Source organism: Wolbachia endosymbiont of Drosophila bicornuta (assembly GCF_028982105.1).
Lineage (GTDB): Bacteria > Pseudomonadota > Alphaproteobacteria > Rickettsiales > Anaplasmataceae > Wolbachia > Wolbachia pipientis.
Map to the genome: position 1 here is coordinate 1 of NZ_JAPQLF010000094.1, position 14,613 is coordinate 14,613.

Here is a 14,613-nt window from a genome sequence, read left to right on the forward strand (position 1 = left end):
GTGCTTATGGCTATGGTAGAGCAGTAGCATATTATGATCTGTTCGGATTATTGTAAAAAGAGCTATATCTTGTCACCTTCTTCCCCATCAAGTTGTAAAACTACTGCTGAATGCCCATTACCTAAATCATTACCTTTTACCACTTTGAATATTTTAATCTCATCCTTTTCTACAAGTTCTTTTAACTCCTCGTTCTTTTCATTTAACTCTTCCTCCCTTTGTCTTTCTGCTTCTCTCTCTTGCCAATCTTTCTGCTTCTTCATCAGCTTTCTTCTGCAGTTGTGAGAATACATTTTGTAATATATCTTGTGTGGTTAAGCTATTTGTGTTGCTTAAAAAATTATCTAACACATTTGATGCAATTGGTGACAATTCACCGTGATCATCAAATACTTTTTCCTTTGCTTTATCATAGTGATTTGGGTTATAGATTGCATACAGAGGATAAAAACCATAATCTGCAATTGACGCTCCGTCAGGTGATAGTTCCATTGAGAATCCATAGTAATTAAGTGGAAGATTGGAGGTTAAATATTTACCGTTATCATCCCTAACGTGTAGCTCACTTCTACCATTGTGCTCACTATATTTGTTGTAGTAGATATAAAAATTCTCATGGTTAAGATTGAAGTGATCATCTAGATTATCGAATTGAATTGTACTGCCAAGCTTCTCGCGCAAAAGATTTTTGCTTTCATCTGTAAGCTTTATATGTGCAGAAAAGTAGTATCGATCTATAGGTTCGCCTTTTTCTATTTCAAAGTTCAAAGTAATCTTGTCGTTGACCATTGGTAGCCTCCACAAATTCTATAAATCATTTTATTTATCAATCATACGGTCTGTACTATGAAAAATGTGTTAAACGTTAAGATTTTCTCTGTACCGATTCATCTATAGCTCTTTTTACAATAATCCGAACAGACCGTAATATGCTACTGGCCTGCTATAGCCATAAACACATATCTTATCGCATTCGGACTATTATAAGAAAGGCTATATATTGCCAAGCTTAATAAAGTTACAAGCTCTTTAAAACAATGTTAAACTCAATCACTATGGCAAAAACAGTTGACGTATTACTATCACTTCCAATTGATCAGTTATTTTCATATGCAATTGAGGAAAATACTGAGATTTTACTTGGAGATTACGTAGTGGTGCCATTTGGCAAAAAACGCTTAATCGGAATAGTTTGGAAATACAGTGATAAAAGTAACCGAGAATTAAAATTTATTGAGCAAAAAATCGATTTACCAAATATTAGACCAAAATTGATTGCATTTGCAGAGTGGGTTGCACAATACAATTTAATACCTATTGGTATGCTTGCCAAAGTGATAATGGGAGGAGTGTTAAAGGTAAATCACATAGATAAATTGGTTTGTGTTGAACAAAAGCAGGAAACAAGTGAAATAAGTTGCCAATTAAGCCCTGAACAGCAGATAGCTAGTGATAAAATAATCAGCAATTTGAACGAGTATTCAGTGACTTTGCTTGACGGTGAGACAGGATCTGGAAAAACGGAAGTTTATCTCTCTGTGATTGCACAATTGATTAAGAATTACACTGCCGTTCCAAATGCTGCTCAGACTTTACCATCCCAGTGCCCAGAGACACAACTGTACGAACATTGTGATTTGGCTCTACCAAGAGGGTGTCATCCGAGTAGCCTGACACTGGGATCCAGTTTTTCATATAACCTCATTACAAATGTTTATTTTAACTTAAAACCAATACCTAATTTACAATCAAAATTCCTGGATTCCAGTCTCAAGCACTGGAATGACACCTTTATACTCAAGGCAAAACCCACTGTAACATTTAGCATACCGTCTTTGCCACGTACTAGTATGACACCAGAATATGTTGAAATGACATCAGGAGAAGGTAATACACAAATTTTAATCCTCCTACCTGAAATTGTTTTAACTTCACAATTGGTAAATCGTGTTCGCGGTCAGATATCAAAAAACTTAGTTGAATGGCACTCAGGGCTCACTCCAAAAACTCGCCGGAATAATTGGCTCAATATAGCAAATGGAAATGCGCAGATAATTATTGGTGCACGGTCAGCGCTTTTTTTGCCTTATAAAAACCTAAAATTGATTATCGTTGATGAAGAGCACGACTCATCTTTTAAACAAGAACAGGGAATTATATATAATGCTCGAGATATGGCGATAATCTTAGCCAAATTTGAAAATATTCCGATTATTTTATCATCAGCTACTCCACTGCTTGAAACGATTCATCATGTTAAAAACCGGAATTACAATCATGTAAAGCTAACTAAACGATTTGGTGGTGCAGAATTGCCACTCATTAAAGTAGTAGATATGAGGAACAACAAGCAATGGATCTCCTCTGAGCTTTTTGAAATCATCAAACAAACCATAGAGAAAAAACAGCAGGTTATGCTTTTTCTAAACCGCAGAGGGTATGCACAACTGGCAGTTTGTAAAAAGTGTGGATATAAAATTTCCTGCTTAAATTGTGCTGTTTGGCTTACATATCACAAGAAAAAAAATGCTCTTTTGTGCCACCACTGCTCTTATCAATTGAAACTTCCAGAAAAATGCTCTAATTGCCAAAGTGAACAGCCGTTGTCCCTCTACGGCATAGGAATTGAAAAGTTACTTGAAGAAATGGTGAAATTAATACCAAACGCAAAAACTGCGATGATAAGCAGCGATCAAAAGTCGGTTAGTAACGTAATTGACTTAGTGTTGAAAGAAGAGGTGAACATTATAATCGGCACACAAATAATTGTTAAAGGGCACAATTTTCCCAAATTAACTTTGGTTGGAGTAATGAATGCAGATTTGAGCCTCGAAAATTCTGATTTGAGAGCAGCGGAAAAGACGTATCAATTATTGCACCAAGTTGCAGGCAGGTCAGGAAGGTTTAATGAAAAAGGAATGGTAATAGTGCAAACCAATAACCCTGAAAGTTCAATAATAAAAGCATTGCTGCATCAAAAAAGGGACTCATTTTATGAAATTGAACTTAAGTCAAGACGTGAAGCCAAAATGCCACCATTTAGCAGATTAATAGCGCTTATCATTTGTGGTAAGAATCAGATTGCAACACAAAAAGCAGCGAATGAAATAGTAAAATCTCTTCTTTGTCATCCAAGTAGCTTAACTACTTGTATCCAGGAAAAAAATGTAGGTGTAGACAAAAAGGAATTTGAAATTCTTGGCCCATCACCAGCAGCGATAAATTTTTTAAATAATAAGTATCGGTATAGGGTATTATTAAAAATACACAATAAACACAGTTTATCTATACAAAAAAAGCTGAAATATTGGATTAAAAATTGTAACTTGAATTCGAGTATTGCAGTGATAATAGATGTTGATCCTGTGAGTTTTTTTTAACGAGTTCCGTTAAGCCTTCTTGCCAATTACCACAACATTCTCACTGGGAAAAAAATAATCAGGTACAACCATATTTTTTGGTGCAGGACCCCCAATCACTCGGCCTGATGTATCATAATATGAACCGTGGCAAGGACAGAACCAACCATTACCATCTCTTGTAGCGTGGTCAACCGGTACACACCCAAGATGTGTACATATTCCGATCATGATTAACCATTCGTCTTTTCCTTCGTATACTCTCTGCTCATCTAATTGAGGATCCCTCAAGCTCTTCACATTCACAGCTCTTGCAGCCTCAATTTCTTGCTTTGTGCGTCTACGAATGAATACTGGTTTACCCTGCCACTTTACTTTTACTCCATGTCCTTCCTGAATTCCAGACAAATTCACTTCCACTGTGGAAGTTGCTAGAACTTCGGCAGAAGGATTCATAGATTTAACCAGTGGCCAAAGTCCACTTGCAGCTCCTATACCTGCCATAGCGCATGTAGTTAATGTTATAAAATCTCTCCTACTCTTATTTTTAGTAAGATCTTTAACAGGAGGTGTTTTTTTATCCTCTTTGTCTGCCAGTGGTTTTTTATTTTTAGTTAAATTTTTGTCCATTGATCTTTACTTAGCCATAAGTATATATTTTAATTTAAATACTGCGTATTAATCAACAAAAACTTGCGCTTTTTGTTTAACCTGTACTACAGTTGAGAAGAGATAGAGTTTTCAACTTCAGAAATACTATCTTCAGTGGAATCAGGATCTTCAATTTTCGCTACTGACACCACCTTTTCTCTACTTTCTGTTTTAAATAGAGTTACTCCCTGAGTGCTACGTCCTGCAATCCTGATATCATTTACTGAAATACGAATTAACTTTCCTTTATCTGTAATAAGCATTATATTATCACCCTGCTCAACTGGAAAACTAGCAATAACATTACCATTTCTGCTAGTAGTAAGAATATTGGTGATACCAACACCACCCCTGTTAGTTATTCTATACTCATACGCAGAAGTTCTTTTACCAAAGCCATTTTCAGTAATAGTTAATATAAACTCCTCATTCACTGCAAGTTTTAAGAATAATTCGTTATCTATTCCTAAATCATTTAAAGTCTTCTCCAATTTAGAATCAATGGAGTTATTAATTGCAGTTCCCAGTCTTTTTGCAAGTGGAACTTTTAAGTAAAGTTCTTTTGTTTCTGTTGCTACACCTATCCCATTTAATATGGTCATGGATATCACGCTGTCATTCTTTGCAAGTTTGATACCTCTTACGCCATCTGAATTGCGACTTTTAAATTGACGCACATCACTTACAACAAATCTGATACTTTTGCCGAATCTTGTTGAAAGAAAAACATGATCAATTGCATTGCATACTTTAACCGATATTAATTTGTCTCCTTCATCGAGCTTTATTGCTATTTTTCCATTGCTTGGAATATAGTGAAAGTCCGCTAAAGAGTTACGCCTTATGTTTCCATGAGCAGTAGCAAAAACTATGTTTTGATTTTCGTCATTTTCACTTGGCAATGGCATGATATTAGTTATAGTTTCACCATCGCTAAGAGGAAATATGTTAACAAGTGCTCTTCCACGTGCAGTTGGTTCTGCAAGAGGCAACTTATAAACTTTTAATCTATAAACTCGACCAATATTAGAAAAGAATAAGAGGCTAGTGTGGGTATTCCCAACAAATAATTTTGTGATTACATCCTCTTCTTTTAATCCTTGTCCTAGCTTTCCTTTTCCACCACGACGCTGAGTTCTGTAGTGAGAAAGCTTCACACGCTTGATATAACCATTCATAGTTACGGTTATCACCACATCCTCTTGTGGAATTAGATCTTCAGCTTCAATGTCCGTATCTGATTCCTCTATTGAAGTTTTTCGCGGCACAGCAAATCTGTTCTTTATTTCTTGTAGATTGTTTTTTATTTCCTTCATCAACTTCTCTTCTGAGCCAAGAAAAGCGATATATTCTTTTATCAGGTTGATCATCGAACTTAGCTCAGCTTCTAATTTGTCTTTTTCAAGGCCTGTTAAACGCTGCAGTTTCATATCAAGGATAGCTTTAATTTGTAGCTCAGTTAATCTATACACTCCATCTTTCAAAAAGCTTGCGCTATCTGAAATCAACTCGATGATAGTGTTGATTTCATTCGAAGTTTTCCATTCTTTATTTAAAAGTTCTCTACTTGCTTCCGCAGGATCTTTTGCACCGCGGATGATTTTTATCACTTCATCTATGCTGAGGACCGCAATGTAGAGCCCTATATATATATGAGCTTTTTCTCTCGTTTTTCTTAGACGAAATTCTGTTCTCCTGATTAACACTTCTTTTCTAAAGTCAACAAAAGCAGCTATGATTTCTTTTAACGACATCAAAGCAGGTCTGTTGTTATTGAGTACTAAAGTGTTAACACTAAAACTACTTCTTAGTGGAGTTAGTCCCAATATTTGATTAAGTATAAAACTTGCTTCAGCATTTCTTCTGAGGTCAATTACTACTCTAATACCAGACTTATCGGACTCATCCCTAATTTCTGTTATGCCATCAATTCTTTTTTCTTTTACAAGCTCACCTATCTTCTCAATTAATTTTACTTTATTTACCTGGTAAGGTATTTCATCAATCACTATTGCTTGCCTATCTTGTGGCAGGTCTTCTATGTGAGTCTTGCCTTGCACAACAATTGATCCACGACCAGTTGCAAATGCTGATTTTATTCCAGACCTTCCAAGAATCGTTCCCCCAGTTGGGAAATCCGGCCCTGGCATCACTTCAAGTAACTCATCCAAAGTAACTTCAGAATTATCTACATATAATATACAAGCATCTATTATTTCTCCAAGATTATGAGAAGGAATATTGGTTGCCATACCAACTGCAACACCACTTGCACCGTTTACCAATAGATTCGGAAACTCTGCAGGCAGCACAACTGGTTCTGTTTCATTTCCATCGTAGTTTGGCCTAAAATTAACTGTATCTTCATCAATATCATTCAGTAAAAAGTGTGACACTTTTTGAAGTCTTGCTTCTGTGTATCGCATTGAAGCTGGTGGATCTCCATCTATCGAACCAAAGTTACCTTGCCCATCAATAAGCGGTAAAAGAAGAGAGAAATCTTGAGCCATCCTAACCAAGGAATCGTAAATAGCTGCATCACCATGTGGGTGATATTTCCCCATTACGTCCCCAACTATACGAGCCGCTTTTTTATATGGCTTACCGGCATCGAATCCAGCTCTCGACATTGCATATAATATACGCCTATGAACAGGTTTAAATCCATCCCGCACGTCAGGTATAGCCCTGCTTATGATAACGCTCATTGCGTAGGAAAGATAAGAATCTTCCAGCTCTTTTACTATTGAGATTGGTACTATATTATCCTGCATTTTCTATACTTTAATTGAAGTAATTAATAATACTAACATTCAGTTAAGCAAATGGGCAATGACAGACTTGAACTGCCGACCTCCTCGGTGTAAACGAGATGCTCTACCAGCTGAGCTAATTGCCCCTTTAGATCTAATTCTATAGCTCAATATTATTATTGTAAACAAAAATAGCGATAAATTAGCTTTAGGTAAGCTATAAGCTTTTATGAAATCTTTGGGTGCGTGCTGTGAAGTTTTATAAATTTTAGTCTTGATGTCACTTTGTATAAAGGTATTTTTTCACTCACATCTTTGGAAGTTGTAGCCATGTTTAACAACTTTAAATAGAATATTGTAGCATTTTGAGAATCTGAAAGTTTATCTAGAATAACAGCTAAATTATAAGTATAAAAAATATTGTTTTCATCGAGGGAAATAGCAGTTATCATATACTCTCTACCTTTTACATAATCCTCCTTTTTCATATAGATCAGACCTAAATTTGCTAATAAAGGAGCATAATTTTTATGTATATCATACAATTTTAACATTTCACTCAACGCCAGATCAGGATCATATTGTGAGATTATCGTCAGAAAATTTTTTAATATGTAAGGGTTACTAGGGTGTTCTTTTAACAGTCTTGTGTAAATCTCTACAGCTTTTTTGTATTCTTTATGAGCGTAATAAATATTCCCTAGTCCAATCAAAGCATTTTTATGATAAGGAAACTTTGCGGTAATCTGATTAAGGAGAGAAATAGCTGTTTCATTATCTCCTAACTCAAAGGAATCTTTTGCTTTTTTTAAAGTAGAGTATATGTCAAAACTCTTGCCAGAATTCTGCGAAATTTTGATATTAAATTTGTCACTTTTTCTCTCAATAACATCAAGATCTTTATATTTTTTATCAGCTTTTATATGCTTGACAACACTATCAAAGGCCTTCTGTATCTCCAAATTTTCACTAGCATAGGTAACAGAAGACCTCCATAAAATCACAACGCAAATTAACATGCAGATAAACATAGGTCCTAGTGTTGTGGCATTGGCTGCAGCGTGTAACCAGTAAACCTTATTTCTTTTAGCTATGCGCAACACATTACAAATTCATAAATGCTAAATTACCTATCTCATACAATAATAAAGATATTATTAATTAGCGGGACGAATATTCTGTGTAGAACGCACTTATCTTTTGTCTTCTATATTTCGCTTCATTTCCACAAAAATGCTTCGATTTATCTTAACATTTTGTCAACTACCTTTGTAGATTTAAAAGGGCATTTTTACATATTCCATATGGCTGCCAATTGCACCCCTCACATGCGTACTCGAATTTCTCTAAAGACATTTTCTCTCTAATCTTTTTTACTGCCTCATTCCAAGTTAAAGTCTCGCCAATTTTTACTCCTAAAATTTCCATATGCCTTCTATCTAGCTCTAAAACTTTAGCTTGTGTGGTGCATTTACCTTGTTTAGTCTGATTTGGACAAGCACTACAGATACTATCAAGGTTACCAACTACTTCGATTTGAGTACTAATTACTTTGCTTGCTATCTTTTTATAATTTTCTGCAAAACCCTGAGAATACCCATATCCCCGAAACGCGAGGGTGCACATGAAATGATGAGGGCGGAATTTTATCATTTTTTCAAATATTGCAAAGCTGCTACAAGTAGAAAAATTTTTATCAAACCAGGAAGGATAAATGGCAAAACACCCACCATTATTGCTTGTCTCAGACCCAAGTAAACAGCAAGCCAACTAACACCACAAATAAAGATTATAACTGTACCAGCCAGACAACTTAAAGAATTACACACAAATGATTTATACTTAGAGTTCAGTAATTCATTTACTTTGCTCATTACCATAACGGCAGCTAAACAGCCAATTAAATATCCACCTGTTGGTCAGAGAAAAATGTGATAACCACCAGAAAAATTCGCAAGAACAGGCAATCCTGCTGCACCAAGTGATAGATATGTAAGCACAGAATAAAATGCTGTTCTGCGGTTAAATTTAAGCCCAATAAGCATTACTCCTAAAGTTTGCAATGTGATAGGCACAGGCTGCAATGGTATGCTTATTTGAGCCATCAAGAATAAAAGTAAAATGCAAGACAATATTTCAGCAAGTGTTGATCTGCTGCTAGATTGTGTTATAAACATACCTTCCCAATAAAAATAACTTATTAAATGTAATATATGTGTATGAGAGGTTTTGCAATTTAAATTTTGCTTATATTGTGCTACAATGAATTATTTATGCACTATTAAATTAAAAATGATGAGTAAACAAGATCTATTATCGTTGATGAAAGCAAGACACAGCGGACGTTCATACGATCCTACAAGAGCAATATCTCAGGAAGACATGGATATTTTAATGGAAGCTGTAAGGCTGACTCCCTCATGTTTTGGTGATGAACCCTGGAGATACGTAATATGCAACAAACAGAACAATCAAAGCGCATGGGAAAAGCTGCTAAATTGCCTTGATGAATCTAATCAAAAATGGGCAAAAGATGCACAAGTGTTAATCATATCTTTAAGTGCTAAAAACTTCCGTAAACAAGGTAAAGGAGAAAATCTTTGGGCTAATCATGATACTGGTGCAGCAAATTATGGACTTATGTTACAAGCTGCAGTTATGAACTTAATGGCCCATCAAATGGGTGGATTTGATAGAGATAAAATAGTGAAAGAGTCCAATATACCCAATGACTTTAACGTAATGTCAGTGATAGCGGTTGGTTACGAAGGAGAGGGCGCTGAAACAAGTAAGAAAAAAAGGAGACCAATAGAAGAAATGTTTTTTTATGATGAGTGGCCAAGGTCCTGAAAATTTTATCAAAATGCACGGAACTGGTAACAACTTCGTTATCATGGACTCACGTTCAGCAAATGATTTAAATTGGAACTATAAAAAAATTGCTAACCAAAACGGTTGCGATCAAGTCATAGTGATAACAAACTCCAGTTTAGCCGATTGCTTTATGCATATCTATAATGCTGATGGTAGCAAAGCTGAAATGTGCGGAAATGCAGCACGTTGCGTTGGATATTTGCTAATGTCAGAAAAAGGTACTGAGTATATCACTATTGAGCTGGTAAACAAACGCATTTTAGAGTGTTTTAAAGTGGGTGATAAATCCATAAAGGTTAACATGGGTAAACCTTTGCTAAAATGGCATGAAATTCCCTTATCTACTGAGTGTGACACTCTTTACTTACCTATAGAGCTTGAAATGCTAAAAGAGCCCGTTGCAGTAAATATTGGTAATCCTCACATAGTTTTTTTTGTTGATAACGTAAATGAAATACCATTGCAAAGTTTAGGACCAAAGCTGGAAAATCACGTATTATTTCCTCAGAAAATTAATATTAGTATTGCACAAGTTGAAAAGTCTGGAGAAATAACTTTAAGAGTTTGGGAAAGAGGTACAGGCATTACCGCATCATGCGGTAGTGCAGCCTGTGCGGCACTTGTTGCATCCACACTACGTGGATATCTGACTGCCCAACAGACTTCAGTAGATTTACCAGGAGGTAAGTTATTAATCGAATGGGCAAATAACGTACTCATGACCGGTGATATAGGATTTTTGTAACCCTAATTCTAGTGATGCATTACTTCCAAAACTTTTTTACCAATCACTGCAGGAGTCTCTGCAATTGCAATTCCAGCGCTTCGCATAACTTCTAGTTTTGCACCAGCACTTCCACCGCTGGAAGAGATGATTGCTCCAGCGTGTCCCATACGTCTTCCTGGAGGTGCCGTTTGGCCTGCTACAAAACCAACGATTGGCTTTTTAGTTTTTTCCGTTTTCACAAAATGTGATACATCTTCTTCTTCGTTTCCACCTATTTCACCAATAACTACAATACCATGAGTATCGTTATCTTTTAAAAAGAGCTCCATACAGTCGACAAATGTCATACCATGAACTGGATCTCCCCCAATTCCGATACATGTGGATTGACCAAGACCAACAGAGGTTGTTTGTGCTACTGCTTCGTAAGTTAAAGTTCCAGAGCGAGACATAATTCCTATGTGTCCACGCTTATGGATATGACCAGGCATAATTCCTATTTTGCATTCTTCAGGTGTAATAATTCCCGGGCAGTTAGGACCAATCAATCGACTTTTTGAGCCGATAAGCGCACGCTTAACTTTCACCATATCAAGTATAGGAATGCCCTCTGTAATACAAATTATCAATTCTATTTTTGCATCTATTGCTTCAAGTATTGCAGCAGCAGCAAATTTAGCAGGTACATATATAACTGTAGCATTTGCACCGGTTTTTTCTTTGGCTTCTGCTACAGTATTAAAAACCGGTAAATTAAGGTGAGTGCTCCCACCCTTTCCAGGAGTCACACCGCCAACCATTTTCGTCCCGTAGTCAATAGCTTGCTCTGAATGAAACGTACCTTGTGCACCAGTAAAACCCTGGCATATTAATCTTGTATCTTTATTTACTAAAACGGACATGCTTTATTTTACCTCTTTTACTATCTTTTGTGCAGCATCACCCAGTTCATCTGCAGCAATAATATTTAATCCCGACTCTTCTAAAATTTTTTTTCCTTCTTCAAAATTAGTACCTGATAATCTAACCACTAGAGGAACTTTAATGCTCATTTCTTTTGCAGCAGCAACAATTCCACTTGCAATAATATCGCAACGCATTATACCACCAAATATGTTAACCAGAATTCCTTTTACGTTGCTATCAGACAATATAATTTTAAATGCTTCAGTTACAGTTTCTTTACTCGCTCCACCACCAACATCCAAAAAGTTAGCAGGCTCTGCTCCGTAGTATTTTATTATATCCATTGTTGCCATAGCAAGACCTGCACCATTTACCATGCAACCAATACTGCCATCCATTTTGATGTAACTGAGCCCATACTTTGAAGCCTCTATCTCTTCTTTCACTTCTTCATCATAATCACGAAGTTCCATAATTTCTGGGTGACGATATAAAGCATTATCATCGAAATTAATTTTCGCATCGAGCGCAATAAAATCTCCAGAATTTGTTTCAACCAGTGGATTAATTTCAATTTGGCTCGCATCAGTTGCAATAAACGCATCATATATATTTTTTGCAACATTTGTTATTTTTTCTATTTGTTCTGAACTCAAATTAAAACTGCTGCTCAACTTGCTGCTATCAAAGCTTGTAGCAGAATCAATATCAAATTTCACAATTTTTGCGGGAGAATTTTTCGCCACTTCTTCAATGTCCATTCCACCTTCTGAGGAAAATATGAATATTGGCCTACTGAGCTTCGGGTCGGTTACCAGGCTTAAATAATACTCTTTCTTAATGCTTGAGCCTTCTTCAACGTATACTTTTCTTACTTGCTGCCCGCTTGGCCCTGTTTGATGAGTAACTAAAGTCATACCAATCATGTCCTTTACAAACTGTTGAGCTTCTTCAGCTGACTTTGCTAGCTTTACGCCACCGGCTTTACCCCTACCACCTGCATGAATTTGAGCTTTAACTACAAACACGTCAGATTTTAATTGACTTACTTGAGTCTTTACTTCTTCCGCAGATGTAGCAACAAAACCTTTTGGCACTGGGACATTAAATTTATGTAAAACTTCTTTCGCTTGATATTCGTGAATATTCATAAAATAACCAATGATAAACTATTAACTTGAGTATAAACTACCAACCATAACGCTGCCTTCTGCACTCTTGTTGGTACCTCTTTTTTTTAGCTTCAGCTTTCTTTTTAGCTCTTTTTTCTGATTTTTTTTCATGATATTGTTTTTTCATTTTCAACCCTCTTCCTTCCTTTTGAATTGTTTTTTTCAATACTGGAAGAGCTCTGTCTACATCACCATAATGGACTGATACTTCTATCAAACTCTATACCTCCTTCGGTAATCATTTCAAAATCTATTTATAAATTAGAAAACTAACATTGTCAATTATTTTATAAACTTGAGCGTTAAAATGTAATATGCCGTAATTTACATGACAAATGATGTCATTCCACTGTCCGCTACTTGCTTACTGATGGAGATTGCTCTTATGTTACAGCGTTCTTACAATTATACTAACATCGGGGCGGAGAGATTTGAACTCCCGACCCTTTGGTCCCAAACCAAATGCGCTACCAGGCTGCGCTACGCCCCGACTTCTTTACTCAGAGTATCAATAACTCAGGCAAAATGCAAGATTCATTTGTTTACTTTAGAAAAAATATAATACGAGATTTATAGCTCTTTTTACAATAATCCGAACAGATCATAATATGCTACTGCTCTACCATAGCCATAAGCACATATCTTATCCTATTCGGACTATTGAGAGAAGTGCTATAATATTATCTTAGAATATGTTTTTTATTAGCTACTCTTTAACAACAGACTGCTTCGTAGAGAGTCTACAGAGTTTTTGTGCGCGCAACACTGAACCAGATTTCTTTATCTTAGCCATATTTAAAAATCTAGCTACACCAATTGGTGAAAGTTAGTGCAGCAACCACAGCGGTATCGACTCTTAAAATTCTTTTTCCTAGACTCAATTTTTGACAAAACTTATCGGCAAGATCAAGTTCATAAGATGAAAAACCACCTTCAGGGCCAACAATAATAGCAACATTTTTCTTACCTTTCAGCACTTTATCAGCTTTACCTGTTTCATCACATAAAACAAAATTTTTACTCTGGGAATCAGGTAATTCGCAAAAGTTAATAGGAGGCAAAATCTCTGGTATACTTATCCTACCGGATTGTTCCGCTGCTTCGATTGCTTGTAATTTTGCTCTACTTAGGTTAATATTTTTTACCACTGTACGTTCCGTTGAAATAAATTGAATGCAGATTACTCCCATTTCAGTTGCCTGTCTTACTATGTTGTTCAAAGCAGCACTTTTTACCATGGCACAATACAGGTATAAATTTTCCTCATATTGCTGTTGTTTAGTGCATTCTTTGGGTGTAACTTCTGTCAATTTACGCGATATATTAACTACTTCTCCTAACCATTCTCCATCTTTTCCATTAAAAAGAGAGAGATTATCATACTTCTTAAGCCGCATTACATTGCAAATATAGTGACTTTGTTGTGGATTAAGTGCTAAACTCACGCCTTGTGGTAAAGCTTCTTCAACATAGAGCCTAATTTTTCCCATTCAAAACTTTAATTATATTCTACTTGAGTGACCCTTACGGGATTTGAACCCGTGTTACCACCGTGAAAGGGTGGTGTCCTAACCACTAGACGAAAGAGTCAACTTGAATCTAACTAGGTTATATCGATTACATATATAAAGTCAATTCAATTATTTTGAATCACATAGTTAGAGGGATATATCAGTAATCTTATATCGACCATACGCGTCAAGTTAAGAGATTGTGAGCAAATTTAGAGAGGTTAAAGTGGATACTCTAGCCCTTCTAGGTTTGTCTTTTAATGAAAATCGCGACCAAGTTATAGTGAGTTTTTTAAGAAATGCTTTTAAACTATTAATTTTGGTTAATACTAAAAATAACTCTCTAACCCGCCTTTTTAGATCAATAAATGCCTTTGTTAAGCTAAGTTCTGTATTCTTTTTCACTTCTGTGCAACCAACTATGCCGTGAAATATAAGAATTGCACACAATTTAGCATATAGTTCACATAATACTCTGCATGGCTTTCCTTTTACCTTATCAAGCCTGATATGGCTTTTATACAATTTAAATAATAACTCAATTTGCCACCTTACTCTGTAAATCGTTAATACTTGCTCAGCACTAATTTTATTTTCTGGAACATTAGTTATAAATATTGACCAGTTCAACAATTTTTGATTTCTTTTAGAGGATGTATA

At 35.8% G+C, this 14,613-nt stretch carries 14 protein-coding genes, 3 tRNA genes and 1 pseudogene; 3 read left to right on the forward strand and 15 right to left on the reverse strand.

Annotated features, from left to right (window positions below):
• Positions 1-62 precede the first annotated feature (62 nt).
• Together OZD68_RS02840 and OZD68_RS02845 are read right to left on the reverse strand one after the other, a co-directional pair.
• Complete coding sequence (locus tag OZD68_RS02840) at positions 63-263, reverse strand: hypothetical protein (protein WP_259366084.1); 201 nt, start codon at positions 261-263, stop codon at positions 63-65.
• Entirely contained in the window at positions 199-789 is a 591-nt protein-coding gene (locus OZD68_RS02845) for a hypothetical protein (RefSeq protein ID WP_259366085.1), read from the reverse strand. The genes OZD68_RS02840 and OZD68_RS02845 overlap by 65 nt, the downstream gene beginning before the upstream one ends.
• A gap of 248 nt (positions 790-1,037) precedes the next feature.
• Here OZD68_RS02845 and priA point away from each other — a divergent pair, with 248 nt between their 5' ends.
• Positions 1,038-3,380: a replication restart helicase PriA gene (gene priA / locus OZD68_RS02850; protein WP_182309808.1), complete on the forward strand. Its 2,343-nt coding sequence runs from the start codon at positions 1,038-1,040 to the stop codon at positions 3,378-3,380.
• Positions 3,381-3,389: 9 nt separating this feature from the next.
• On the opposite strand, the gene petA is transcribed toward priA, so the two are convergent.
• The 6 genes and pseudogenes from petA to OZD68_RS02880 all read right to left on the reverse strand — a co-directional run bounded on the left by petA (position 3,390) and on the right by OZD68_RS02880 (position 8,940).
• Entirely contained in the window at positions 3,390-3,989 is a 600-nt protein-coding gene (gene petA / locus OZD68_RS02855; protein ID WP_182309809.1) for a ubiquinol-cytochrome c reductase iron-sulfur subunit, read from the reverse strand.
• Between the two features lie 86 nt (positions 3,990-4,075).
• Positions 4,076-6,784: a DNA topoisomerase (ATP-hydrolyzing) subunit A gene (gyrA, locus tag OZD68_RS02860; protein ID WP_182309810.1), complete on the reverse strand. Its 2,709-nt coding sequence runs from the start codon at positions 6,782-6,784 to the stop codon at positions 4,076-4,078.
• A gap of 52 nt (positions 6,785-6,836) precedes the next feature.
• A tRNA-Val gene (locus OZD68_RS02865) sits at positions 6,837-6,909 on the reverse strand.
• An 81-nt stretch (positions 6,910-6,990) separates the two neighbouring features.
• A complete protein-coding gene (locus OZD68_RS02870) occupies positions 6,991-7,866 on the reverse strand; it encodes a tetratricopeptide repeat protein (protein WP_182309811.1) in 876 nt (291 codons plus the stop codon).
• A gap of 160 nt (positions 7,867-8,026) precedes the next feature.
• Positions 8,027-8,416: a DUF1284 domain-containing protein gene (locus tag OZD68_RS02875; protein WP_182309812.1), complete on the reverse strand. Its 390-nt coding sequence runs from the start codon at positions 8,414-8,416 to the stop codon at positions 8,027-8,029.
• Positions 8,413-8,940: pseudogene (locus tag OZD68_RS02880) on the reverse strand (biotin transporter BioY). Before OZD68_RS02880 ends, OZD68_RS02875 begins: the two are co-directional and overlap by 4 nt.
• 85 nt (positions 8,941-9,025) lie before the next feature.
• On the opposite strand from OZD68_RS02880, the gene OZD68_RS02885 reads away from it, so the two are divergent.
• Positions 9,026-9,613, forward strand: coding sequence for a nitroreductase family protein (locus OZD68_RS02885; protein WP_182309813.1), 588 nt, complete (start codon positions 9,026-9,028; stop codon positions 9,611-9,613).
• A complete protein-coding gene (gene dapF, locus OZD68_RS02890) occupies positions 9,594-10,382 on the forward strand; it encodes a diaminopimelate epimerase (protein ID WP_182309816.1) in 789 nt (262 codons plus the stop codon). The genes OZD68_RS02885 and dapF overlap by 20 nt, the downstream gene beginning before the upstream one ends.
• An 8-nt stretch (positions 10,383-10,390) precedes the next feature.
• Here dapF and sucD read toward each other — a convergent pair whose 3' ends face one another.
• The 7 genes from sucD to OZD68_RS02925 form a co-directional block, all read right to left on the reverse strand.
• A complete protein-coding gene (sucD, locus tag OZD68_RS02895) occupies positions 10,391-11,266 on the reverse strand; it encodes a succinate--CoA ligase subunit alpha (protein WP_182309814.1) in 876 nt (291 codons plus the stop codon).
• Positions 11,267-11,269: 3 nt separating this feature from the next.
• Positions 11,270-12,421, reverse strand: a complete 1,152-nt coding sequence (gene sucC / locus OZD68_RS02900) for an ADP-forming succinate--CoA ligase subunit beta (RefSeq protein WP_182309815.1) — start codon at positions 12,419-12,421, stop codon at positions 11,270-11,272.
• 37 nt (positions 12,422-12,458) lie between these two features.
• Positions 12,459-12,659: a 30S ribosomal protein S21 gene (gene rpsU, locus OZD68_RS02905; protein ID WP_006279819.1), complete on the reverse strand. Its 201-nt coding sequence runs from the start codon at positions 12,657-12,659 to the stop codon at positions 12,459-12,461.
• A 199-nt stretch (positions 12,660-12,858) separates the two neighbouring features.
• A tRNA-Pro gene (locus OZD68_RS02910) sits at positions 12,859-12,932 on the reverse strand.
• A 313-nt stretch (positions 12,933-13,245) separates the two neighbouring features.
• Positions 13,246-13,932 carry a 16S rRNA (uracil(1498)-N(3))-methyltransferase gene (locus OZD68_RS02915; RefSeq protein WP_275008952.1) on the reverse strand — a complete coding sequence of 229 codons (687 nt, stop codon included), beginning with the start codon at positions 13,930-13,932 and terminating at the stop codon, positions 13,246-13,248.
• A gap of 28 nt (positions 13,933-13,960) precedes the next feature.
• A tRNA-Glu gene (locus OZD68_RS02920) sits at positions 13,961-14,032 on the reverse strand.
• A gap of 113 nt (positions 14,033-14,145) precedes the next feature.
• Positions 14,146-14,613, reverse strand: a 468-nt coding sequence (locus OZD68_RS02925) for a transposase (protein ID WP_275008720.1), incomplete at its 5' end; no start/stop codon positions are given.